Origin of the sequence: Acinetobacter sp. 1542444 (genome assembly GCF_000581835.1) — a bacterium.
Classification (GTDB): domain Bacteria; phylum Pseudomonadota; class Gammaproteobacteria; order Pseudomonadales; family Moraxellaceae; genus Acinetobacter; species Acinetobacter pittii.
In genome coordinates this window covers 836,608-862,123 of the sequence record NZ_JEYA01000001.1, presented here as the reverse complement: position 1 = coordinate 862,123, position 25,516 = coordinate 836,608, and the positions used below count along the sequence as shown (strand labels likewise).

The following is a 25,516-nucleotide window of genomic DNA, read 5'->3' as shown; positions in this document are numbered from 1 at the left end:
TGATAGAAAACTACATCGCCCTATATCTATCGTCAATGCTTTTTTAGGCAGAAAAACTAGATTGTCCCTAATTGATAACTAGGAAAACTTTAAAGATAAATAGAAAGAAAAGTAAAACTTATTATTGTGTTGATAACTTAAATAATATTTAAAAAGCCCAAACTGATGGTTCAATTTGGGCATATTCGCATACGAACTTAGTTCTTAAGCGCTGGAGTAGCAGCCGCAATTGCAGCAGCAACAGCATCATCTTCACTTTGAGCTGGTTCAGCTGGCTTAGATGGTTTTGGCTCTGTTTTTGGCTCAGGCTTAGGTTCTGGTTTTGGTTTCGGCTCTACTTTAGGTTGCTCAGAAACTGTTGTTTGTGAACCTTGATCAGGTTGGGCAGGGCGAGTTTCACGGCGAATTTCAGTTGTCGTATTTGCTGTTTCTTCGTGATGCACCTCAACTTGCGTTGGTTCCTGAGTTTGAGCTTCTTCAGTTTGAACACTTTCTAAAGACTCAAATTTTGCAGGTTCAGCAGGTGTAGGTTCTGAAACAGCAGTTTCAACCTTTTCTTGCTCTTCTTCTTTAGGTGTTTCTTTTTTGACACATGCGGTTAACAATAGTCCAGCAGCAATTGCAGCACAGATTAAAAGTTTTTTATTTGCCATTGTCCTAAACAACATTTAATTGAGGAGCTGGCATTATAACAGCAAAAGAGAATGAAAAAATCATGTGAGATTGACCTAAATTTTTATTAAAAATGCTGATAGAATAGCCAGTTGTTTAATGATCTTTGAATTGATGCGGTTTGACTTTGCTTTATAGGGGCAGAGTACAGTAAAATTGCCAAACATTGTAGGCCGATTTCGGCTTGATTGTACGAGAAACTTAATGACCCATTTTATTTTTGTCACTGGTGGTGTAGTTTCATCGCTAGGTAAAGGTATTTCTGCTGCTTCAGTTGCTGCACTTTTGGAAGCCCGTGGCTTAAAAGTCACAATGGTTAAAATGGATCCCTACATTAATGTCGATCCAGGGACAATGAGCCCTTTCCAACATGGTGAAGTTTTTGTCACAGAGGATGGTGCCGAAACTGATCTAGACTTGGGTTATTACGAACGTTTCTTACGTCGTGCGAAAATGACCAAACTTAATAACTTTACCAGTGGTCGTGTATATCAGGACGTTTTAAATAAAGAACGTCGTGGTGACTATCTTGGTGGTACAGTTCAAGTTATTCCTCATATTACTGACAACATTAAAGAACGCGTACTTCGCGCAGGTGAAGGCTACGATGTTGCTATCGTAGAAATTGGCGGTACGGTAGGTGATATCGAATCACTTCCATTTATGGAGTCAGTTCGTCAGTTAATGGTTGAGCTTGGTCATAAAAGAACCATGCTTATGCATTTAACTTTGTTGCCATATATCAAATCTGCAGCAGAGCTTAAAACAAAACCAACTCAACACTCTGTAAAAGAGTTGCTTTCGATTGGTATTCAGCCAGATATTCTTATCTGCCGTACTGAATATGATGTGGATGTTGACACTAAACGCAAAATTGCATTGTTCACTAACGTAGAAGCGCGTGCTGTAGTGGTATGTAAAGATGCGAAAACGATTTATCAAATTCCACGTACATTCTATGAACAAAACGTTGATGACTTGATCTGTGAGCGTTTTGGATTTAATGATCTTCCAGAAGCAAACCTAGAAGATTGGGATAATGTAGTCGAAGCATTACTAAATCCTGAATACACTTTACGTGTAGCTATGGTTGGTAAATATGTTGAATTACCAGATGCTTATAAGTCTGTGAATGAAGCGTTATTACACGCAGGTATTAAAAATCGCGTAAAAGTACAAATCGATTATGTCAACGCTGAAGAACTTGAAAGCCAAGACGTATCTATTTTAAGTACAGCTGACGCAATTTTAGTTCCAGGTGGTTTTGGTGAACGTGGTACTGAAGGCAAAATGAAAGCTATTCAATACGCACGTGAAAACAAAATCCCATTCTTGGGTATTTGTTTAGGCATGCAATTGGCTGTTATTGAATACGCTCGCCATGTTGCAGGTATGCCAGAAGCTTCTTCTACAGAATTTAACCGCTCTACAAAATATCCACTCATTGGTTTAATTACTGAATGGTTAGATGAGCGCGGTGAATTACAACAACGCAGCCTTGAGTCTGACTTAGGTGGAACTATGCGTTTAGGTGCTCAAAAATCTGAATTGGTTGAAGGCACAAAAACACGTGAAGTCTACGGTAAAGCTGAAATCACTGAGCGTCATCGTCACCGTTATGAAATGAATAACCGTTTCATTGAGTCGATTGAACAAGCTGGTATGAAGATTTCAGGTTACTCTTCAGCACAACATTTAGTTGAAACTGTAGAAATTCCTGAACATCCTTGGTTTATTGCTGTACAATTCCACCCGGAATTTACAAGTTCACCACGTGATGGACATCCATTATTTGCTAGTTTTATTGACGCTGCAAAAACACAGCATCAAAAAAGTAAATAATGCGATTTTAAATAAACTGGGAAAGTTTAAATGTCACAATTAAAACCACAAGAAGTTGTACGTTTAGGCGATATACAAATGGCAAATCATTTGCCATTTGTATTATTTGGCGGAATGAACGTACTTGAATCAAAAGATTTAGCTTTTGAAATTGCAGAAACGTATGTTGATATTTGCAAACGCTTAGATATTCCTTATGTATTTAAAGCGAGTTTCGATAAAGCAAATCGTTCTAGTCTGCATTCATTCCGTGGCCCTGGACTTGAAAAAGGTATCGAATGGTTAGGTGATATTAAAAAACATTTTAATGTTCCTATCATTACTGATGTGCACGAGCCATATCAGGCTGCACCAGTTGCAGAAGTAGCCGATATTATTCAATTACCCGCTTTCTTAAGTCGTCAGACTGATCTTGTCGAAGCGATGGCAAAAACACAGGCTATTATTAATATTAAGAAAGCCCAGTTTTTAGCACCTCATGAAATGCGTCATATCCTGCATAAATGTTTAGAAGCAGGAAATGACAAACTTATTCTTTGTGAACGTGGTTCAGCATTTGGTTATAACAATCTTGTTGTAGATATGCTTGGCTTTGACACAATGAAAGAAATGAATGTGCCAGTTTTCTTTGACGTGACACATGCGTTACAAACCCCTGGTGGTCGTTCTGACTCAGCAGGTGGTCGTCGTGCTCAAATTACAACTTTAGCACGCGCTGGAATGGCAACTGGTTTGGCTGGATTGTTCTTGGAAGGACACCCAGACCCAGAACATGCAAAATGCGATGGACCTTGTGCATTACGTATGTCGCAACTTGAACCGTTCTTGGCACAAATAAAAGAATTGGATACTTTAGTTAAAGGATTCAAAAAGTTAGACACCCATTGAGTTGTTTTATAACCCTTACGCTGCTTTAACCGCAGCTCATATTCATTCAAAGAGGAATTGTTCATGAGCCAAATCGTTGACATTCGTGCACGTGAAATTTTGGACTCTCGTGGTAACCCAACCATCGAAGCAGACGTAATTTTAGAATCTGGGGTTGTTGGTCGTGCATGTGCACCATCTGGTGCTTCAACTGGTTCTCGTGAAGCTTTAGAACTACGTGACGGTGATAAATCGCGTTACTTAGGTAAAGGCGTTCGTACAGCAGTTAATAACGTTAATACGTTGATTCGTGATGCTTTGTTGGGTAAATCAGTTTTTGAGCAAAAAGACATTGATAATACAATGATCGCGCTTGACGGTACTGAAAACAAAGAGAAATTAGGTGCTAACGCAACTTTAGCTGTGTCATTGGCTGCTGCGCGCGCTGCTGCTGAAGAAAAGAAACTTCCTCTTTTCCAATACATCGCAGATCTTCGTGGTCAAACAATTTTAACAATGCCTGTACCGATGATGAACATCTTAAATGGTGGTGAGCATGCGGACAACACTGTTGATATTCAAGAGTTCATGATTGAGCCTGTAGGTTTCACTTCATTTGCTGAAGCTTTACGTGCTGGTGCTGAAGTATTCCATTCTTTAAAATCAGTTTTAAAGAAACAAGGTTTGAATACTGCTGTAGGTGATGAAGGTGGTTTTGCTCCTAACTTACGTTCTAACGAAGAAGCAATTCAAATCATTTTACAAGCAATTGAATTGACTGGTTACAAAGCTGGTTCAGACATGATGCTTGCACTTGACTGCGCATCTTCAGAATTCTACAAAAACGGTCAATACGTTTTAGAAGGTGAAGGTAACCGTGCATTTACAAGCCATCAGTTTGCAGATTATTTAGCTGGTCTTGTAAATCAATATCCAATTATCTCGATCGAAGATGGTCTTGATGAGTCTGATTGGGAAGGCTGGAGCTACTTGACTTCAATCCTTGGTGATAAAATCCAATTGGTTGGTGATGACTTGTTCGTAACTAATCCTAAGATTTTACAACGTGGTATTGATGAAAAAGTTGGTAACTCAATCTTAATCAAATACAACCAGATCGGTACTTTGACTGAAACTTTAGATGCAATCTATCTTGCTAAAGCAAATGGTTATTCGACTGTTATTTCTCACCGTTCTGGTGAAACAGAAGATTCTACTATTGCTGACTTAGCAGTAGGTACAGCTGCTGGTCAAATCAAGACTGGTTCACTTTGCCGTTCTGACCGTGTGTCTAAGTACAACCAATTACTTCGTATTGAAGAATTGACTAAAGCTGCTTACCGCGGTAAAGCTGAATTTAAAGGTTTAAACTAATCTTTAAATAAAAAGTTAAAATTAATTTTTTAACATTTGAAGGTGCTATTTTCTGTTTTTAATAGGAAATAGCACCTTTTTTTATTATCCTAATCGGCGTGTTTTTAAAGACTCAGCCCAACTGTGATGTTTGCAGCGGGTACATTCTTGATCGATTTTATTTAAAATTTTAGTTTCACCACACTTCATACATGAATAAAAAGTATTCAGTTTCAGTACATCGGCTTTACGGTAGGCATCAGGGAATAGTGGCAAGCCCCATTTTACATCTTCATCTTCAAAATAAAGCAGACTAAGAATACCATCCGACTCCAACAAGGCTGTTCTTACTTGTCCAAGGTGCTCAACATTTTGTTGACGCATTTCAGAGAAAAACTCATCATGAGAATATGATTGTTTTTGGAAATCTTTGTAGACTACAAGGCCATCCTTAACAATACAAAGCGCTTTTCCTTCTAGTAAATCTTCAATTTTTTTATGCTTTACCATACTCCATGTAGCAAAGCGATAAAGAAAAAGAATAACAACAAACGCGACGAAGGCATGGGCAATAGGTAAGTCTTCGGTAAACATCGGGTCACCGGCGGCTGAACCTAAACATAAAATAATTGCGAGTTCAAAAAGGGAGAGCTGACGTATACCTCGTTTACCGGATAATCTTAAAAAACTAATAATGATGATGAACATTACGGTACATCGAACCAAAATTTCTAAAACAAATTTCCAAGTCGTGTCACCAATGAAAATATTAAAAAAATCCATTTTTTTCTCCTTATTAAAATAGTTAGAAGAGATCCTTATAAATTCTTAACAAAGTAAAAAATAAAAAAATATACTTTTTAGGTAGTTATTAGTTAAAAGCTCGAAATATATGTGACTTTTTATAAATTTATTTCAACTAATTCTCTACGAAGAAGTTTACTGTTGATAGCGTGACCAAGCTGATTTATTGCAAAGTAGATCTATTAAAAAGGTACTTTTACTTTATATGAGCTTGTATTTAAATGGGAGATAAAAGATATACTTTGTGGGTGGTTTCTTATTATTAAATAAATTCTCCTTAAGAAAGATATGATTGTGAATATAATTAATAATCAAAAATTTATTATATTTAATAAGATAGTTTAACGACAATTAGAGGTATAGGGGATGGCATCTAAACGTTTTTGAAAAGCATGAGGATCCATAATATTTTTATACATTTGTTGATAAGTTTTTTTGTGATCTTCAATATTATGATAGTCGATAATTTCTTGGAGTTTGTCTTTGTATTCTATATGACCAGCATTGAACATCGCTGCATAGTGTCCCCATAAAGCATATTGATATCTTAAAGCAGCTTTTGGAATCAAATTTATCTCGGTTAAATAACTATTAGCAGTTTTTTCATAGCATTCTTTTATTTGATAAGGGTCTCTTTTCATTTTGCTTAAAAAAATACATTGCATCTCTTGTAGCTTTGAACTATCTGTTTTAGCTAGTATTTTTTCGGTAACACTATATGCTTCATTAAGACAACCTAAATGTACAAGTATTTTGCGTTTAGTTTTTAAAATATTTAGATTGTTCTCGTTAGAAGGTATCTTTTTCAATAAGTTCTTAAATCTTAAGTGAGCAGTTGTTTGGTTTTGTTCCGTGTTTAATTTATAAATAATTTCATTATATTCATATATATAAGTATTAATTTTTTCATGTTGCTTATGGTTATCCTTCATATTAATTATTTTTGAAGGACTATCATCAGTATGGTTATTACAAGCGCTCAAACCTAAGCTTACTAAAGAAAATGCTAAAACTTTATGCACTACAACTTGTACCTTTTATTCTCTCTTAAGAGGTTTGAGAAGAATAATAAAATATAAAAGAAAATACTGTTTAGTTTATTATTTTTTGAGTTAATCATAAAACTATTGCATAACATTTTATTGGCTAATTGAAAGAGCAATAAATTTAAAAGATGTGATGACCAAACAAGGTTTGAAGAGAGTGAAAATATATAAGTGATTAGAACCATTGATAATTTAATTTAAACAAATAGGAATAATTATTAATATATTGTTGATAACAATTATCATTCATGTTAATTTTTGTGCCGACTTTTGCTGCTGTGTAACAAGGACCAAAGTAGCAAAAGGCTAAGGAATCTCGCACAGCACATTGGTTATTATGGAATTTTCTTATGTACACTCCGCCCTTTAGAAAAGCGTTTACATCTCATCCCTTAGCACTTGCTATGGCTTTAATTGCTCCTTCAATTGTTTATGCAGATGAGACAAATGGAACAGCCACTTTAGAAACGATAAAAGTGCAAGCAGAAGAAGATTCCGCTGTTACTGAAGGTTCGGGCAGCTATACAGCAAAAAGCACAAATACTTCTACAAAATTAAATTTATCTCTTCGTGAAACACCACAGTCGGTGAAGGTTTTAACCCGTGAATATTTAGATGATCGGAAAATCGATTCTTTTCAAGATTTAATGAACAATATTACGGGTGTTTCGACGTCACGTACTGATGAGCGTCAGAAAGTTTATGCGCGTGGTTTTGAGGTAGATTATTACTTAATAGATGGAATACCGAGCACGATTAATTTAGGTACAGGGGACCTTGATTTAGATATTTATGATCGCGTCGAGGTGGTGAAAGGTGCTAATGGCCTAACCACAGGTGCGGGAAATCCAGCGATGGCGCTGAACATGATTCGTAAACATGCAAACTCAAAAGAACTTAGTGGTAATGTCAGTACATCATTAGGCTCATGGAACTCTTGGAGTAGTTCGGCAGATATTTCTGCACCGCTTAATGTTGATGGTTCATTGCGTGGACGTATGTTTGTGAAGCATTCTGATGAAAATTCATTTATGGACTTTTATGAGAAAGAACGGAATGTATTTTATGGTGCCCTTGATTATGATCTGAGCGATAAAACAAGTATGTCGCTTGGAGCTACTTATCAAGAATTGCATCGTGACGGCATCCGCTGGGGTGGTACACCTGCTTTTTATACTGATGGGACTCGTACCAATTTTTCTAGAAGCTTAACAGTAAGTGCGCCTTGGACATACTGGGATGTGAATACAACAGCAGTATTTGCAAATTTAAAACAGAATTTATTTAATGACGTTAATTTAAATATTGCTTATACCTTCCGTAAAGAAGATACAGCTTCTATGTTGTTGTATACAGCTGGAAAAGTAGACAAGGCAACCAACACCAGTCCACTAAAGAATATAGATGATAATAAAAAGGATAATGTTTCTGTATATGGCGCCAAAGCTGCGAGTGAAGAAAACAATATTGATGTTTTTATCAATGCCCCATTTACGCTTTTTAATCGTCCACAAGAAATCATTTTTGGCGGATCTTGGAATAAAAATGAAAAGACCAAAGATCTTTCTGGTGGTTCTAATGCAAATAGTGAAATTGAGAAATATTTAGGTGAACCACTTAACTATAATGATATGGCTCAAGAATTACTTCAGCCACTGGTACTAAATACCAGAGGTGCACTCAATGAAACCACACAAACTGCTGCATATATTGCGGGTAAATTTCAAATTCTGGACCCTTTGAAAATTATTGCTGGTGCACGATTATCTAACTGGGAATACAAATCTGAAAATGATAAAGGTAACCGTGAATTTAACAATGAATTAGCACCATATATTGGCGCTATTTATGATTTTGCCCAAGATCATTCTGTCTATGCGAGTTATACAGAAATTTTCAAACCTCAAGATCGTAAAGATGTAAATGATCAATATATTGACCCGATTACAGGTAAGAGTTATGAGGCTGGCTTAAAAAGTGAGTGGTTTGGGGGACGTTTAAATACAGCATTGTCAGTATTTCGAATAGAACAGTCTAATTTTGCTGAATTGATACCTGGGGTATTTATTGTCCGTAATGGTACAAAAACTACAGAGCAAGCTTACCGTGGTGTAGATGGTGTTGAAAGTAAAGGCTTTGAGTTTGAAGCTGATGGGGAAATTAACGATAATTGGGCTGTTAATTTCGGTATTGCTAATTTTGAAGCAAAAGATGCAAAGGGTACGAAGGTTAATACGACAAACTCTCGAACAACTTCAAATTTATTTGTTAAGTACAAACTTAATCAGTGGAGTGCAGGACTTGGCTTAAATTATAAGAGTAAATACTATACTGGTAGTGGAAGCTCTCGCATTGAGCAAGATGCTTATGTTTTAGCAAGTGCGATGCTTGGCTATCAAGTAGATAAAAATATTAAACTTCAATTTAACATCGATAATATTTTTGATGAGAAATATTATGAAGGTATTGGTGAAAACTCAATGAACTGGGGAACACCACGAAATGCAACGCTGAGTGTTCGTTATAATTTTTGATATAGACATACTCATAAGTAACCGATTTATAAAAGCCCTCAAAAGAGGGCTTTTTGGTGTGTAGATTGATTTATAAGCAGTTGTACTTATAAATATTATTTCCCTTTCAAATTCCATTCATTTTTGACAAAATGAAACATGTCACAATGGTCAATTAAAGTAATATGCCCATTAATAATTTTGCTTAAATTTTTGCAGGAATTTCGCATGCTACTTCTTAATTACTATACAATACAATCTCTTAACGAAAGTTTTTAATTAAAAATCTTAATGATATGTTAGAAGTATTTCGATCCACTTCAAGCAAACTGATATTGCTACTGGTTATTGTTTTAGTAGCCATACTGCAATATCAATTTTGGTTAGGTGAGGGTGGCTATCTCCCTCATCAAGCTCTCATGCAACAAATTCAGCAACAAGCTGAGGTAAATGAAGAGCTTAAAGAACGAAACCGTATTTTGGCAGCAGAGGTTTTTGACCTGAAAAATGGTACAGAAGCAATAGAAGAACATGCTCGCCTTGATCTTGGTTTGGTTAAACCACATGAGACATTTGTTCAAATGAGTACCATCAGTACCCATTACAAGCCTATTTATATTGACCCGAACGCTAAAGTTGATTTGGAAACGAATGAGACACCTGCATCCCCAGATATCCCAGACTAAATTATGGGCAGTTATTCCAGCTGCAGGGTCAGGAAGTCGATTTTCTAAAACTGAATTGAAGCAGTATCAATATATTCAGAATACGACTGTTTTAGAACATACTGTTCGGCGCATAAGTCAACTTCCATTAAATGGTTATGTTTTGGCAATTGGTACCCAAGATACTTTTGCTCAGACTCTCGCATTTCAAAATATAGATAAGGCTCATTTTTGTATGGGTGGGGCGGAACGAGTCCATTCAGTATTAAACGCATTAAATCATCTTTTAACTTTTGCTGACGAAAATGATTGGGTGCTTGTGCATGATGCAGCACGGCCTTGCGTAACAATTGAATGTTTAAATGCCCTTGTCGAACAAGCAATTAAATCAAATCATAGTGCTATTTTAGCGATTCCTGTTCGTGATACTTTAAAGCAGGTTAAGTCAGGCAATCAAATTGATAAAACAGTCAGCCGAGATTTATTATGGCAAGCTCAAACGCCTCAAATTGCTAAAATTGGGAAGCTCAAAAAAGCAATTGAATACGCTTTAGAAAATAATATTGCTATTACCGATGAGGCAAGTGCACTTGAATATATGGGTGAAACTGTACAGGTTGTGATGGGGCGTTCTGATAATATCAAAATTACTTATCCTGATGATTTAGAACTTGCACGTTTAATTTTACAATCACAGTCTTAAGATAAAAATCGAATAATAAGTTGTAGTTTTAATTGTAAAATAGCCTAAGTAAATATTTCATTTCTACATAACTATTTATAAGAATTAATGTTTTTTTACATCCCAAGTCTATAAGATTAATTGAGTAATTTACTTAGATAATGTTCGATCATCGAACAAAATATATTTATAGCGAACAAAACTGTATGTAGCTTACTAGATCAAAATACGAAAATTATCAAAAATGTTTAAAAGGGAAATCTAAGGGAAACACTCGGGATTGAGTGAAATATTTATCTATTCTTCTCGCCTCAGTGTGCCTAACTCTCTTATCTCTCTTCTTCAATGAGCACAATGGAGTTGTCTAATGATTGACAAAAGTAAGTCCTCACTTAGCGAGGTTCTATCGCAGATTAAAGATGGCGCAACCATTCTGATTGGTGGTTTCGGTACCGCAGGACAACCCGCTGAACTCATTGACGGTCTGATTGAACTCGGTGTTAAAGGCTTAACCATTGTCAGCAACAATGCCGGTAATGGTGATTATGGTCTGGCGAAACTGCTTAAAGCTGGTTCAGTTAAAAAAGTAATTTGCTCTTTCCCTCGTCAGTCAGACTCTTATGTGTTTGATGAACTGTACCGTGCCGGAAAGGTCGAGCTCGAAGTCGTACCGCAAGGTAATCTGGCGTGTCGTATTCAGGCAGCAGGTATGGGACTTGGGGCGGTATTTACCCCAACAGGCTTTGGCACACTTTTAGCTGAAGGCAAAGAAACCCGTGAGATTGATGGGAAAGATTACGTACTTGAATATCCGATTAAAGCTGACTTTGCTTTGATTAAAGCTTACAAGGGCGATCGTTGGGGCAATCTGGTTTACCGTAAATCTGCACGTAACTTTGGCCCGATCATGGCGATGGCTGCTGATGTCACTATTGCTCAGGTTTCTAAAGTTGTGGAGCTAGGTGGTTTAGACCCTGAGCACATCATCACCCCCGGTATCTTTGTACAGCACGTTGTACAAGTAGCGCCCGCACAGTAAGCAATAAGGAGAAATAACATGAGCTACCAGAAACTCAGCCGTGACCAGATTGCAAAACGTGTGGCACAAGATATTCCAGATGGTGCCTATGTGAACTTGGGTATTGGCCTACCAACCAAGATTGCCAGCTACCTACCTAACGATAAAGATATTTTCCTTCATTCTGAAAATGGCCTGTTGGCCTTTGGTCCTCCTCCAGCGGCAGGTGAAGAAGACCCTGAACTGATTAATGCGGGGAAAGAGTTTGTGACCATGCTTGAAGGCGGCAGCTTTTTCCACCATGGCGACTCGTTTGCGATGATGCGTGGTGGTCACCTTGATATTGCTGTACTTGGGGCATTTCAGGTTGCTGCGAATGGTGACTTGGCCAACTGGCACACGGGTGCACCCGATGCGATTCCTGCGGTAGGTGGTGCGATGGATTTGGCTGTAGGTGCCAAGAAAGTATTTATCACCACAGATCATGTGACCAAACAAGGTGAACCAAAGATTGTGGCTGAGCTGAGCTATCCGGTTACAGGTAAAAAATGTGTGGATCGTATTTACACCGATCTTTGTGTGATTGACGTGACTAAAGATGGTTTAAAGGTGATTGAGAAAGTGCAAGGTCTTAGCTTTGATGAGTTACAGGCTTTAACGGGTGCAACTTTGATTGATGCGACTCAAGGGTAAGGAAGTAGGGAAATGACATTAAAAAACGCTTATATCATCGATGCCATCCGTACTCCATTCGGCCGTTATGCCGGTGGTCTTGCACCTGTCCGTGCCGATGACCTTGGTGCTGTGCCGATTAAAGCGCTCATGCAGCGTAACCCGAATGTAGATTGGGAACAGGTCGATGATGTGATCTATGGCTGTGCCAACCAAGCTGGTGAAGACAACCGTAACGTCGGTCGTATGTCAGCACTGCTTGCAGGTTTGCCGTATCAAGTACCGGCAACGACCATTAACCGTTTGTGCGGTTCTTCACTCGATGCGATTGCTATTGCTGCCCGCGCCATTAAAGCAGGTGAAGCGAACTTGGTGATTGCAGGTGGTGTAGAAAGCATGAGCCGTGCGCCTTATGTGATGGGTAAGTCTGACAGTGCTTTTGGCCGTAGCCAGAAGATTGAAGATACCACCATGGGCTGGCGTTTCATTAACCCTAAACTTAAAGAATTGTATGGTGTAGATACCATGCCCCAGACTGCCGAAAACGTCGCTGAACAGTTCAACGTTAATCGTGCAGATCAGGACCAGTTTGCCTTGGTGAGCCAACAACGCACCGCAAGCGCGCAAGCCAAAGGCTTTTTTTCTAAAGAAATCGTGGCAGTTGAAATCCCTCAGCGTAAGGGTGATGCTGTGGTGATTGATATCGATGAGCATCCACGTGCATCAACCACGCTTGAAGGTTTAAGCAAACTTAAACCTGTGGTTAAAGCAGATGGCACAGTAACAGCAGGAAATGCTTCAGGCATTAATGATGGTGCAGCAGCTCTACTGATTGCTTCTGATGAGGCAGTTCAAGCTTACAATCTAAAACCACGTGCCAAGATCATTGCTTCAACAGCAGTGGGTGTAGAACCCCGCATTATGGGTTTTGCTCCGGCCCCAGCCATTAAAAAATTACTTAAACAAGCCAACCTGACTTTAGAGCAGATGGATGTAATTGAGCTAAATGAAGCGTTTGCTGCACAGGCTTTAGCCGTGACCCGTGATTTAGGCTTGCCAGATGATAGCAACAAGGTAAATCCAAACGGTGGTGCAATTGCATTGGGTCATCCACTTGGTGCTTCAGGTGCACGCCTCGTAACTACAGCCTTAAACCAGCTTGAACAAACGGATGGTCGTTATGCCTTGTGTTCAATGTGTATTGGTGTGGGGCAAGGCATCGCATTGATTATTGAGAGAGTCTAATCATGAGCCAGTTATATGCCAGCTTGTTTTACCAAAAAGACGTCACTGACATCTTTAGTGACTCATCTTTAATCACATATATGATTGAGGTTGAAGTTGCCTTAGCTCAAGCACAGGCACAAGTTGGTGTGATTCCTCAAAATGCGGCTAATACAATTGCCCAAGTAGCTGAGCAGGCAATAGACAAGTTTGATTTTCCAGCTTTGGCTGTCGCAACTGGTTTGGCTGGAAATATCGCAATTCCATTTGTAAAACAGCTTACAGCAATTGTTAAAGATGTTGATGAAGATGCTTCACGTTATGTGCATTGGGGTGCAACGAGTCAGGATATTTTAGACACAGCTTGTATTTTGCAATGTCGTGATGCGTTGAACATTGTGGAAGCTCAACTTCAACAATGCTATGCGACTGCATTACAGCAAGCCAAGCAATATCGCCATCAAGTCATGATTGGGCGTACATGGTTACAGCAAGCTTTACCCATTACTTTGGGGTATAAACTTGCTCGTTGGGCTTCTGCATTTAAACGTGATTTAGACCGTATTCAAGCTATGAAGTCACGTGTACTGACTGCTCAGTTAGGTGGTGCTGTGGGTTCATTAGCTTCTTTGCAAGATCAAGGTTCACTTGTGGTTAATGCATTTGCGAAGCAACTGAATCTGACTGTACCGACAAGCACATGGCATGGTGAGCGTGATCGTATTGTAGAAATTGCAAGTGTGCTTGGCATGATTGTCGGGAATACGGGCAAGATGGCACGGGATTGGTCACTCATGATGCAAACAGAAATTGCTGAATTGTTTGAGCCAACAGCAAAGGGTCGTGGTGGTTCATCAACCATGCCTCATAAGCGTAATCCAGTTGCGGCGGCATCCGTATTAGCTGCGGCGAATCGTGTACCGGCACTTATGTCTAGCATTTATCAAAGCATGGTACAGGAACATGAGCGTAGCTTAGGTGCATGGCATGCAGAATGGTTAGCAGTTCCAGAAATCTTTCAGCTTTGTGCTGGAGCATTAACTCGTACTGGTGAAGTTTTACAAGGTTTTGAAGTGAATGCTGAACATATGCAACAGAACCTTGAGTGTACCAACGGGTTAATTATGGCAGAGGCTGTGATGATGGCACTTGCTCCAAAAATTGGACGTTTAAATGCTCATCATGTTGTTGAAGCAGCTTGTAAAACAGCCGTGGCTCAAAACCAGCATTTGTTTGATGTTGTTAGCCAACTAGACGAAGTGAAAGGACAGTTTAGCCAAGCAGAAATACAAGATATTTTCAAACCAGAAAACTATTTAGGCAATATTCAGCAACAGATTGATGCAGTTTTGCAAGAAGTGCAAGGAGAGCCAAAGTGAAACAGACTATTAGCAATCGCCAAGGAAAACAGCTAGCTGTTTATACCGATGGCTTAAAAGACGCTCCTGTGCTTGTATTCTCTAATTCATTAGGCACAGACCATGGTATGTGGCAATCACAGGTAAATGAATTGAAAAGTCATTTTAATGTAATTACATACGATACACGTGGTCATGGTGAAAGTGATGTAATTAGTGATACTACATTGCAAAACTTAGCTGAAGATGTGGTTGATATTTTAGATGCCTTGAGTGTTGAAAAAGCTCATTTTTGTGGCATTTCAATGGGCGGAATTACAGGGCTTTGGTTGGGTATTCATCATCCAGAGCGCTTTTTAAGTATTACTGTTGCGAACTCGGCAGCCAAAATTGGTCAGGCGGAGGCTTGGTTGAGTCGTGCTGAGTCTGTGGAACAGAATGGTTTAGCTGAGTTGGTTAAAACCACGCATACCCGCTGGTTTAGTGAAAACTTCGACTATCAACATAACGTGGTTGCACAAACGACGATTCAAAGTCTTGCAAACACACCGGCACAAGGTTATGCGAATGCATGTCGTGCTTTAGCGTATGCCGATTTAAGAGATGAAATTGCACAAATTCAAATTCCGGTACTGCTGGTTGCGGGGACAAAAGATCCAGTAACTACAGTAGCAGATGCTGAGTTTATGCAACGCGCTATCAACAATAGTCAGATTGCTAAATTGGAAGCATCTCATCTTTCTAATATTGAGCAACCACAAAGATTTACTCAGGAATTGACTAGGTTTATTCAGCAAATCTAATAGCTTAGTGATTTAAAAGGAATTGGCCTTAAGGAGGCAAATATGGCGTCTCAGGATTACGCTGCACCAAATAAAAGTATCGATGCTCAAGCATTAATTAATGATGCTCCACTCAGTAAGTATCAATGGATGATCGCAATCATCTGTTTCTTAATTATTTTTACTGATGGTATTGATACAGCTGCAATGGGTTTTATTGCTCCAGCATTGGCACAAGACTGGGGAGTTGATCGCTCTCAGTTAGGGCCAGTGATGAGTGCTGCACTTGGTGGAATGATTATTGGAGCTTTGGTTTCTGGTCCGACAGCTGACCGTTTTGGTCGCAAAATCGTACTGGCTTTTTCGATGCTTGTATTTGGTGGGTTTACCTTGGCATCTGCTTATGCAACCAACTTAGATAGCCTTGTCGTTTTACGCTTTTTGACAGGTATTGGCTTGGGTGCAGCTATGCCAAATGCCACTACATTATTTTCTGAATATTGTCCAACACGCATTCGTTCATTACTCGTGACCTGTATGTTTTGTGGTTACAACTTGGGTATGGCAACAGGTGGTTTTATTAGTAGCTGGCTTATCCCGACTTATGGTTGGCACAGTCTATTTTTACTTGGCGGCTGGTCACCTTTGATCTTAATGATTTTAGTGATTTTGGTTTTACCTGAGTCTTACCGCTTTTTAATTGTTAAAGGTAAGAACCCAGAGAAAGTACGCAAAATCTTAAATCATATCGCGCCAGCTCAAGTTCAAAATGCGACCGCATTCCACGTACCTGAAGAGAAAACTGAAACAGCTCAAAAGAAAAATGTCTTTGGAATTATGTTTTCTAAACCATATGCGAAAGGAACACTTTTACTTTGGTTGACCTATTTCATGGGACTCGTGGTTGTTTACTTACTTACAAGCTGGTTGCCAACGCTTATGCGTGAAACAGGTGCCTCAATGGAGCGTGCTGCATTTATTGGTGGTTTGTTCCAGTTTGGCGGTGTGGTAAGTGCATTGTTCATTGGTTGGGCGATGGACAAATTTAACCCGAACCGAGTCATTGCCATTTTCTACTTTGCAGCAGGTCTATTTGCGATTGCTGTTGGTCAAAGCTTAGGAAACTCAACATTACTTGCAGTATTGGTGCTTTGTGCGGGTATCGCAATTAACGGTGCGCAATCTTCAATGCCAGCGTTAAGCGCTCGTTTCTACCCAACGCAGTGCCGTGCAACTGGCGTGTCTTGGATGACGGGGATTGGTCGTTTCGGTGCGGTATTTGGTGCTTGGATTGGTGCTGTACTACTCGGCAATGATTGGTCGTTTACCGCCATTCTTAGTTTATTACTAATTCCAGCGACTGCTGCGGCTGTTGCTGTATTTGTTAAATCACTTGTTGCGCATACCGATGCAACTTAATAGAGGTCTATCACAATGAATGATGAACAACGCTATAAACAAGGCATTGAAGTGCGGACTGAAGTTTTGGGTGAAAAGCATGTTGGTCGGTCTTTGCAGAACTTAAATGACTTTAACCAAGATTTTCAAAACTTTATTAGCCGTTACGCATGGGGTGAGGTGTGGTCTCGTCCGGGCTTACCACGTCATACACGTAGTTTAGTCACTATCGCAATTTTATTGTCGCTTGGCCGTGAAGACGAACTACGCATGCATTTACGTGCTTGCTTTAACAATGGCGTAACTAAAGAAGATTTAAAAGAGCTGATCTTACATAGCTCACTGTATGCAGGTTTACCTGCTGCAAATGCTGCAATGCATATGGCCGAAGAAGTCTTTAAAGAGTTGGGAATAGAAGTAAACCCAATTGCAGCGAAAGAACAGGATTAAGGAGATAAAGATGTCACAACATAGCTGGGGTGCTTACGCCCAACGTAATACAGATGATCATCCACCAGCGTATACGCCAGGTTATAAGACAAGTGTTTTACGTTCGCCAAAAAATGCATTGATTTCTATTAATGAGACTTTAACTGAAGTTACTTCACCGCATTTTTCTTCAAATTTGTTTGGCCCAAAAGATAACGATTTGATTTTGAACTATGCCAAAGATGGTTTGCCAATTGGTGAGCGTGTGATTGTTCATGGTTATGTCCGTGACCAGTTTGGTCGTCCTGTAAAACATGCACTTCTAGAAGTATGGCAAGCCAATGCTTCTGGTCGTTATCGCCATCCAAACGACAAGTTTATTGGTGCAATGGACCCTAACTTCGGTGGTTGTGGTCGTACATTAACTGACGAAAATGGTTTTTATATTTTCCGTACCATTAAACCGGGCCCATATCCGTGGCGTAACCGTATTAATGAATGGCGCCCAGCTCATATTCACTTCTCTTTAATTGCTGATGGTTGGGCTCAGCGCCTAATTTCACAGTTTTATTTTGAAGGCGATACGCTCATTGACACTTGCCCGATTTTAAAAACGATTCCTTCTGAAGATCAACGTCGTGCATTGATTGCACTAGAAGATAAAAACAACTTTATCGAAGCTGATAGCCGTTGTTACCGTTTTGACATCACTTTACGTGGTCGTCGAGCGACTTACTTCGAAAACGAATTGACTTAATCGGGAGCACGAGCATGAATAACTGGAATTTTCAGGAATTAAAAGAAACTCCATCTCAAACAGGTGGTCCTTACGTCCACATTGGTTTATTGCCACAACAAGCAAATATTGAAGTGTTTGAAAACAACTTTAATAACCAGTTAGTACAAGACCAAACCAAAGGCGAGCGTATTCGTCTTGAAGGTCAGGTATTTGACGGATTAGGTTTACCGTTACGCGATGTGCTGATCGAAATTTGGCAAGCCGATGCAAATGGTATTTATCCAAGTCAGGCAGATACGCGTGAGCAAAAAGCTGATCCTGCATTTCAAGGTTGGGGCCGTACAGGTGCAGACTTTGAAACGGGTGTTTGGAGCTTTAATACAATTAAGCCGGGCGCGACAGCAGGCCGTAAAGGTTCAACTCAAGCACCTCATATTGCGTTAGTTATTTTCGCTCGCGGTATTAACTTGGGTCTTCATACACGTGTTTATTTTGAAGATGAAGCAGAGGCAAATGCTAACGATCCAATTCTAAATAGCATTGAATGGGCCCCACGTCGCCAAACTCTTATTGCAAAACGTTTTGAAGAAAATGGTGAAGTTGTTTACCGCTTTGATATTCGTATTCAAGGCGATGACGAAACTGTATTTTTTGATATTTAAGAAACACCTAAGGCTACACCTGATTATTCAAGGATGCGTGTAGCCTTTTTAAGGATGAACATATGAACATGAAAACATTATTATGCCTAAGTTTGCTTGCACTCCCATTTTTTACTGCACAGGTAAATGCTGAACCTGTTGCTTTAGCTGCTCAGACACACCCTGCCGCTACAGCCGTTAAAACGATTGTTCCGATTACCGCAAAAACTAAAGAACAAGCATTGGCACAAGCTCAAGTCATTGCAAATACAGCAGATGCTGATTTAGCAGAGTTCCGTATCGATTTATTAAGCTTTGCCAGCGATACAAAACAAGTCATTGCCTTAGGTCATGAGCTGAAAAAGATTTTAGGCAATAAACCAATGATTGCCACAATTCGTACCAAAAACGAAGGTGGTCAGCTTGAAATTAGCGATGCTGATTATGGAAAGACTTATCAGGCTTATTTAAAAAATCCGTTCATGGATTGGTTAGATGTTGAAATGTTCCGTGATCAAAAAGTAGTTTCAGAGATTGTTCAAAAAGCACATCAAAAGAAAGTGCTGATTGTGATGTCTAATCATGACTTCCAAAAAACGCCTAGCCAAGATGAAATTGAAAAACGCCTGTTAAAACAAGATCAAATGGGGGCAGATATTCTAAAAATTGCCGTAATGCCAAAATCCAAACAAGACGTTTTCACTTTAATGAACGCAACTTTAAAAGTAAGTCAGCAAACCACTAAACCATTGTTAACGATGTCGATGGGGCAACTTGGTACGATTTCGCGTGTTGCGACTGCCAACATGGGCGGAAGTTATAGCTTTGGCATGATTGGTCAGGCTTCTGCACCGGGTCAAATTGATGTGACCAAGCTCAAACAGATTTTACAAACAGTTCAACCAACAAACCCATAAATCATAAGGATATGATGAAATGAATACATTACGTTTAACTACTCTTGCATTAGGTTTGATGGTTTCAGGCATAGCTGCGGCTCAAACTTATGTGGTTGACCGTTATCAAGACGATAGCAATAAAGGCTCTTTACGTTGGGCAATTGAACAAGCCAATGCAAACCCAAGCGAAGCTAGCGACATTTTGATTCAAGCAGTAGGTAAAGCGCCTTATGCGATTAAATTAAATAGTGCACTTCCTGAAATTAAAGCACCTGTCAAAATTATTGGTACCCAGTGGGATAAAACTGGCGAATACATCGCAATTGATGGTTCAAATTATATTAAAGGCGAAGGTGCAAAAGCTTGTCCTGGTGCAAACCCTGAACAGTACGGCACCAATGTACGTACGATGACTTTACCGGGATTGGTACTGCGTGACGTCAACAATGTCACTTTAAAAGGTTTAGACATTCATCGCTTCTGTATTGGGGTATTGATTAACCGTTCAAGCAATAACCTTATTCAACACAACCGTATTAGTAATAACTACGGTGGTGCTGGTGTTATGTTGACGGGTGATGATGGTCAAGGTAACCCAACTGCAACCACCACTAATAACAACAAAGTTTTAGACAACATTTTCCAAGACAATGGTGATGGTCTAGAGCTGACACGTGGTGCTGCGTTTAACTTAATTGCGAATAATCATTTTGTTTCAACCAAAGCAAATCCTGAACCATCACAAGGTATTGAAATCTTGTGGGGTAATGATAATGCCGTAGTTGGTAATAAATTCGAAAACTACTCCGATGGCTTACAGATTAACTGGGGTAAGCGTAACTATATCGCTTACAACGAAATGACCAATAACTCGATTGGTTTCAACATGACGGGTGATGGCAATATTCTTGATAGCAATAAAGTACATGGTAACCGTATTGGTGTAGCCATCCGCTCTGAAAAAGATGCAAATGCAAAAATTACATTGACTAAAAACCTGATTTGGGACAATGGTAAAGATATTAAACGCTGTGAAGCGGGTGGTTCATGTGTACCAGATCAGCGTTTGGGTGCAATTGTATTTGCTGTGCCTGCACTTGAGCATGCAGGATTTGTAGGTTCTCGTGGTGGTGGTGTGGTTGTTGACCCATCTAAACAACAAAAAACATGTACTCAGCCAAATGAACAAGGCTGTAATGCTCAACCTAATCAGGGTATTAAAGCTCCTAAATTAACTGCAAATAAAGGCTCAGTTGCTGTAGAAGTCAATGGCTTGCCAAATCAACGCTATCAAGTTGAATTTTTTGGTAATCAAAATGCGTCATCAAAAGAAGCTGAGCAATATTTAGGAGCAGTAACTGTTGCTACAAATGCACAAGGGATCGCAAAAGCGAATTGGAAGCCGACCGTAAAAGTTGCCTCAATTACAGCGAATATTACTGATCGTTTTGGCGCAACTTCTGAGCTTGGTTTTACAAGTGTTAAATAACAATAAGGAAAGCGCCTCATATAAGGCGCAGTATAGAAATGATAAAAAGGACTTGAAATGCCAAATTTAATGAAATTGAGTGTTTTAACGCTCGCTGTATTAGGTAGCCAATTTGCGCTCGCTAATGAGCCTTGGTCACAAGACCGTCAATGGTTGCTAGGTGACTGGAATGGAAAACGCCAGCAATTAGAGCAGCAGGGCTATAAATTTACAGCTTCTATTATGAGCCAAAGTGCCACAAATTTAGATGGTGGTTACAATGACAGCAATACTTTTGAAAATGCTGCACAACTTTCTTTAGGTGCCAACTTCGATTTAGAAAAAATTGCTGGGTGGAAAGATACAACAGCGAGCCTAGTCGTGACCAAACGTGACGGAAATGCGCTTACTTTGGAGCGTATTAAAGACCCACGTTCTAGCCAATTGGGCAATGCTCAAGAAATTTATGGTCGCGGTAAAATCTGGCGTTTATCCCAAGCATGGGTGAAAAAGGGCTTTGTTGATAATACTGTACAGGTCAAATTTGGTCGTATGGGAATGTCAGAGGACTTTAATAGTTCTCAATGTGAGTTTCAGAACTTATTGCTTTGTGGTGGGCAGTTAGGAAAATCAATTGGTTCAATTTGGTATAACTCACCAGTAGGTGTTTGGGCGACAAACGTTAAATATCAGTTTGCGCCTGAATGGACTTTGGGATTGGGGGTGTATGAAGTAAATCCAGACAACATTAAAACCGAATCAAATAGTGATGGTTTTAATCTGGATATGAACAATGTGAAGGGCGCAACCATACCAGTTGAGTTGGCGTGGAAACCAAAACTTGCTGCCTTTAATGGCTTGCCGGGAGAATATAAAGTAGGTGCACTGTATTCGACCGCAGAAGCCAATGATATTAAAACTGCCGGTAAAGTGCATGACGGAAAACAAAGCTTCTGGATTAATGCACAGCAACAACTTACCCATAAAGGCGAAGATCCGAAACGCGGTTTATATGTAAGTTTTAATGGCGTTGTAAATGATAAGGCAACGACTTTTGTTCAAAGTACGCAACAGCTTGCTCTTTGGTATAAGGGGCCGTTTGATAGCCGTCCAAATGATTCGATTGGTTTTGGTATAGCCAATTATGTAGTTAATGACCGTGCTAAAGATAAACAGATCGCAACAAATGAAAGTCGTGGATATTACAGCTATGATCCGATTGCATCTGACTATATTCCAATTCAAGACGACGAGCTAAATGTCGAGTTGAACTATACCTATCAATGGTCTCCGGCCGTCATGTTACGTCCAAACATTCAATATATTCATCAACCTGCTGGTGTAAAAGCGGTTGATGATGCTTGGGTGGCTGGTCTTAGTATGAAAGTCAATTTTTAACAATATTGATGGCTGGTTAGACATAGTTTAACTGGCCCAAATGCTTGAACTATTCGGGTTCAGTATATGTGGAGTAGGGTCTATGTCTGAGTCAGATTCTAAGTTTCATATCTTATTCAAAATATGGTGTTTTATATTAGGTCTAGTTTTATTGGCTACTGGTGTTTTTTACATCGTAGGTGGTGGAAAGCTAGTATCTCTCGGTGGTTCTTGGTATTTCCTTATAGCAGGATTATTTATTACCATTTCTGCAATTAGTATTTTCCGAAAAAAAGCGCTGGGTGTCTGGATTTTTGCGGCTGTTTTTGTTGGTACCGTAATTTGGTCATTTGTTGATGCTGGATGGGAATTTTGGCCGTTATTTTCGCGCTTAATGTTTCCTGCTGGTCTTTTTGCTGCCTTGCTATTTACTTTGCCTTCAATCCGACGTTACCAATTTCAAACGAGTTTGGCATCTTCATCCTATGCGGTAGGTGGATTAGTTGTTGTGGGAATGTTGATTGCGCTCTATCAAATGTTCCAACCACATCCAACAGTAGCAAGTTCAGGTGAAAAACTACCTCTAGTACCAGTTGATCCTGCAAAAAAACAGGTAAATTGGGAAAATTATGGTAATGATGCAGGTGGTAGCCGCTTTGTTGCTCTCGATCAAATTAACCGAGATAACGTTCATAAATTAAAAGAAGCTTGGCGCTTTAGAACGGGCGACTTTACAACGGGTAGCGGTAATGGTGCCGAAGACCAAATGACTCCGCTACAAGTTGGAAATAAAGTGTTTTTATGTACACCACATAACAACATTTTTGCGATAGATGCTGATTCGGGCAAACAACTCTGGAAAGCTGAGGTGAACTCTACAGCCGATGCTTGGGAACGTTGCCGCGGTGTTGCATACTTTGATTCAACAAAACCGCTTGTACAACCAACTTTAGCTGGTGCAAATGCAGTAACTGCGGTTGCAACCAATACACAATGTCCACGCCGTGTATATACCAATACACCTGATGGTCGTTTAATTGCAGTGAATGCAGATAACGGTCAGCGCTGTGCTGATTTTGGTGTAAATGGAACGGTTGATTTGCTAGAAGGTCTTGGCGCTGGAACAAAAGCTCCGCGTTTTGAAGTGACTTCTGCACCGACTATTGCTGGAACAACTATTGTGGTGGGTAGCCGTATTGCCGACAACGTGGCCGCAGATATGCCGGGTGGTGTTATTCGTGGTTATGACGTAATTACGGGTAAACTTCGCTGGGCATTTGACCCGCGTAATCCAAACCCTAACTATGTTCTTAAACCGGGTGAAACCTATAAACGTAGTTCAGCAAACTCATGGGCTGCAATGTCATATGATCCACAAATGAATACGGTATTCTTACCTATGGGCAGTTCATCTGTCGACATTTGGGGGGGCAACCGTAATCCATTAGATCACAAATACAATACTTCTGTGTTAGCACTTGATGCGACAACAGGTAAAGAGAAGTGGGTATATCAAACTGTTCATAACGATTTATGGGACTTTGACTTACCAATGCAACCGAGTCTAGTTGATTTCCCATTGAAAGATGGTACGACTAAACCTGCTGTTGTGATTGGAACCAAATCAGGTCAATTCTTTGTGCTTGACCGTGTAACGGGTAAACCACTGACTAAAGTAATTGAACAGCCAGTTAAGCCTGCCAATATTCCGGGTGAGCAATACAGTGCAACTCAACCACGTTCAGTTGAAATGCCTCAAATTGGTAATCAGACTTTAACTGAATCAGATATGTGGGGTGCAACGCCGTTTGATCAGCTCATGTGCCGTATTAACTTCAAGTCAATGCGTTACGAAGGTCTATTTACTGCACCGGGTACTGACGTTTCATTAAGCTTCCCAGGTTCTTTGGGTGGCATGAACTGGGGTAGCATTGCTTTTGATCCGACTCATCGTTATATGTTCGTGAACGATATGCGCCTTGGCTTATGGATTCAATTGATGGAGCAAACTCCTGAAGATATTAAGATTCAGGCGAATGGTGGAGAGAAAGTAAACACAGGTATGGGAGCTGTACCAATGAAAGGTACACCATATAAAGTGAATAAAAACCGCTTTATGTCGGCTCTAAGTATTCCTTGTCAAAAACCACCATTTGGCACCATGACTGCGATTGATTTGAAAACTCGTCAAGTTGCATGGCAAGTACCATTAGGTACAGTAGAAGATACTGGGCCTATGGGTATTAAGATGGGCTTAAAGGCACCGATCGGTATGCCAACAATTGGCGGGCCGATGGCAACTCAAGGTGGCTTAGTTTTCTTTGCTGCAACACAAGATTACTACTTACGTGCATTTGATTCATCTACAGGTAAGGAACTGTGGAAATCACGCATGCCAGTAGGTAGCCAAGGAACACCAATAAGCTATGTTTCACCTAAAACAGGTAAACAGTATGTGGTTGTTACCGCAGGTGGAGCACGTCAATCACCTGATCATGGTGATTATGTGATCGCTTATAGCTTAGAACAATAATTAAGAAAGGCAAAAGAGAGTATTTCTCTTTTGCCTTATCCTTTAATATATTTTTTATATAAAAGAGTAAAAGTAAATTCTATATTTTTAACTAGATAGCTTTACCAAATAGTAAAAAAGTGCTTGATGTTGTTGCTAAACTTGAAATAGTTTTATGGTCAATTCAGCCTGAACGCTAGATATAGCTTAACTATTGACCAGTTCCTTAGGATGTTTTACCTATAAATAAAACCTTAACTTTTATTAAGTTTTGTTTAACTTAACATTGTGAATTTTAATTAAAAATAAACATTATTAAGTTTTAAACCTTAAAAATAAGGTGTTTTTTGTTGGAAAAACGAGCTTAAATATATACTTATATTATATTTATATAATTTATTGGGTTGCGCTAGAATGGTCGACGCAGATTATTACTATCCAGTAATAATTTGTATTTCAGGAATTTAAGCTTTTATGGCTTAAGGCTCATCGAAAGATGGGCCTTTTTTTATGGATGAAAGAAAATGTTTTTATCTTGCTCAATAGCCTAAGCAA

At 39.5% G+C, this 25,516-nt stretch carries 22 protein-coding genes; 19 read left to right on the top strand and 3 right to left on the bottom strand.

What is annotated here, in order from left to right; translation table 11 throughout:
* Positions 1-197: 197 nt before the first annotated feature.
* Positions 198-653 carry a hypothetical protein gene (locus J580_RS08310; RefSeq protein WP_032003774.1) on the bottom strand — a complete coding sequence of 152 codons (456 nt, stop codon included), beginning with the start codon at positions 651-653 and terminating at the stop codon, positions 198-200.
* A 223-nt stretch (positions 654-876) separates the two neighbouring features.
* Here J580_RS08310 and J580_RS08305 point away from each other — a divergent pair, with 223 nt between their 5' ends.
* The 3 genes from J580_RS08305 to eno all read left to right on the top strand — a co-directional run bounded on the left by J580_RS08305 (position 877) and on the right by eno (position 4,755).
* Positions 877-2,514: a CTP synthase gene (locus J580_RS08305; RefSeq protein WP_002121060.1), complete on the top strand. Its 1,638-nt coding sequence runs from the start codon at positions 877-879 to the stop codon at positions 2,512-2,514.
* A gap of 30 nt (positions 2,515-2,544) precedes the next feature.
* Entirely contained in the window at positions 2,545-3,402 is an 858-nt protein-coding gene (gene kdsA, locus J580_RS08300; RefSeq protein WP_002121042.1) for a 3-deoxy-8-phosphooctulonate synthase, read from the top strand.
* Positions 3,403-3,465: 63 nt separating this feature from the next.
* Entirely contained in the window at positions 3,466-4,755 is a 1,290-nt protein-coding gene (gene eno, locus J580_RS08295; RefSeq protein ID WP_002121066.1) for a phosphopyruvate hydratase, read from the top strand.
* Between the two features lie 84 nt (positions 4,756-4,839).
* Here eno and J580_RS08290 read toward each other — a convergent pair whose 3' ends face one another.
* Both J580_RS08290 and J580_RS08285 read right to left on the bottom strand, forming a co-directional pair.
* The gene (locus J580_RS08290; RefSeq protein ID WP_014206937.1) at positions 4,840-5,517 is read right to left on the bottom strand and encodes a DUF421 domain-containing protein; all 678 of its coding nucleotides are present in this window, start codon (positions 5,515-5,517) and stop codon (positions 4,840-4,842) included.
* Positions 5,518-5,879: 362 nt separating this feature from the next.
* Positions 5,880-6,560: a hypothetical protein gene (locus J580_RS08285; RefSeq protein WP_032003773.1), complete on the bottom strand. Its 681-nt coding sequence runs from the start codon at positions 6,558-6,560 to the stop codon at positions 5,880-5,882.
* Between the two features lie 374 nt (positions 6,561-6,934).
* On the opposite strand from J580_RS08285, the gene J580_RS08280 reads away from it, so the two are divergent.
* The 16 genes from J580_RS08280 to J580_RS08210 all read left to right on the top strand — a co-directional run bounded on the left by J580_RS08280 (position 6,935) and on the right by J580_RS08210 (position 24,982).
* A complete protein-coding gene (locus J580_RS08280) occupies positions 6,935-9,118 on the top strand; it encodes a TonB-dependent siderophore receptor (protein ID WP_032003772.1) in 2,184 nt (727 codons plus the stop codon).
* A gap of 275 nt (positions 9,119-9,393) precedes the next feature.
* Positions 9,394-9,783 carry a cell division protein FtsB gene (gene ftsB / locus J580_RS08275; protein WP_005069056.1) on the top strand — a complete coding sequence of 130 codons (390 nt, stop codon included), beginning with the start codon at positions 9,394-9,396 and terminating at the stop codon, positions 9,781-9,783.
* Positions 9,749-10,465, top strand: a complete 717-nt coding sequence (gene ispD, locus J580_RS0104045; RefSeq protein ID WP_032003771.1) for a 2-C-methyl-D-erythritol 4-phosphate cytidylyltransferase — start codon at positions 9,749-9,751, stop codon at positions 10,463-10,465. The genes ftsB and ispD overlap by 35 nt, the downstream gene beginning before the upstream one ends.
* 346 nt (positions 10,466-10,811) lie before the next feature.
* Positions 10,812-11,483 carry a 3-oxoacid CoA-transferase subunit A gene (locus tag J580_RS08270; protein WP_032003770.1) on the top strand — a complete coding sequence of 224 codons (672 nt, stop codon included), beginning with the start codon at positions 10,812-10,814 and terminating at the stop codon, positions 11,481-11,483.
* An 18-nt stretch (positions 11,484-11,501) separates the two neighbouring features.
* The gene (locus J580_RS08265; RefSeq protein ID WP_032003769.1) at positions 11,502-12,155 is read left to right on the top strand and encodes a 3-oxoacid CoA-transferase subunit B; all 654 of its coding nucleotides are present in this window, start codon (positions 11,502-11,504) and stop codon (positions 12,153-12,155) included.
* Positions 12,156-12,167: 12 nt separating this feature from the next.
* Entirely contained in the window at positions 12,168-13,379 is a 1,212-nt protein-coding gene (gene pcaF / locus J580_RS08260) for a 3-oxoadipyl-CoA thiolase (protein WP_032003768.1), read from the top strand.
* A 2-nt stretch (positions 13,380-13,381) separates the two neighbouring features.
* On the top strand, positions 13,382-14,737 hold the full coding sequence (locus J580_RS08255) for a 3-carboxy-cis,cis-muconate cycloisomerase (protein WP_032003767.1): 1,356 nt from the start codon (positions 13,382-13,384) through the stop codon (positions 14,735-14,737).
* Entirely contained in the window at positions 14,734-15,519 is a 786-nt protein-coding gene (gene pcaD / locus J580_RS08250; RefSeq protein WP_032003766.1) for a 3-oxoadipate enol-lactonase, read from the top strand. The genes J580_RS08255 and pcaD overlap by 4 nt, the downstream gene beginning before the upstream one ends.
* A 42-nt stretch (positions 15,520-15,561) precedes the next feature.
* On the top strand, positions 15,562-16,917 hold the full coding sequence (locus tag J580_RS08245; RefSeq protein ID WP_002120905.1) for an MFS transporter: 1,356 nt from the start codon (positions 15,562-15,564) through the stop codon (positions 16,915-16,917).
* Between the two features lie 15 nt (positions 16,918-16,932).
* Positions 16,933-17,346, top strand: coding sequence for a 4-carboxymuconolactone decarboxylase (pcaC, locus tag J580_RS08240; protein WP_004701356.1), 414 nt, complete (start codon positions 16,933-16,935; stop codon positions 17,344-17,346).
* Between the two features lie 10 nt (positions 17,347-17,356).
* Positions 17,357-18,082, top strand: a complete 726-nt coding sequence (gene pcaH, locus J580_RS08235) for a protocatechuate 3,4-dioxygenase subunit beta (RefSeq protein ID WP_032003765.1) — start codon at positions 17,357-17,359, stop codon at positions 18,080-18,082.
* A 14-nt stretch (positions 18,083-18,096) separates the two neighbouring features.
* On the top strand, positions 18,097-18,726 hold the full coding sequence (gene pcaG, locus J580_RS08230) for a protocatechuate 3,4-dioxygenase subunit alpha (RefSeq protein ID WP_001067208.1): 630 nt from the start codon (positions 18,097-18,099) through the stop codon (positions 18,724-18,726).
* Between the two features lie 68 nt (positions 18,727-18,794).
* Entirely contained in the window at positions 18,795-19,622 is an 828-nt protein-coding gene (gene aroD, locus J580_RS08225) for a type I 3-dehydroquinate dehydratase (protein ID WP_081403597.1), read from the top strand.
* A 19-nt stretch (positions 19,623-19,641) separates the two neighbouring features.
* Positions 19,642-21,093 (top strand): right-handed parallel beta-helix repeat-containing protein, encoded by a 1,452-nt coding sequence (locus J580_RS08220; protein ID WP_032003763.1) that lies wholly within the window; start codon positions 19,642-19,644, stop codon positions 21,091-21,093.
* 57 nt (positions 21,094-21,150) lie between these two features.
* Positions 21,151-22,470, top strand: a complete 1,320-nt coding sequence (locus tag J580_RS08215) for a carbohydrate porin (protein WP_032003761.1) — start codon at positions 21,151-21,153, stop codon at positions 22,468-22,470.
* A gap of 82 nt (positions 22,471-22,552) precedes the next feature.
* Positions 22,553-24,982, top strand: coding sequence for a glucose/quinate/shikimate family membrane-bound PQQ-dependent dehydrogenase (locus tag J580_RS08210; protein ID WP_032003760.1), 2,430 nt, complete (start codon positions 22,553-22,555; stop codon positions 24,980-24,982).
* The last annotated feature ends 534 nt before the right edge of the window (positions 24,983-25,516 follow it).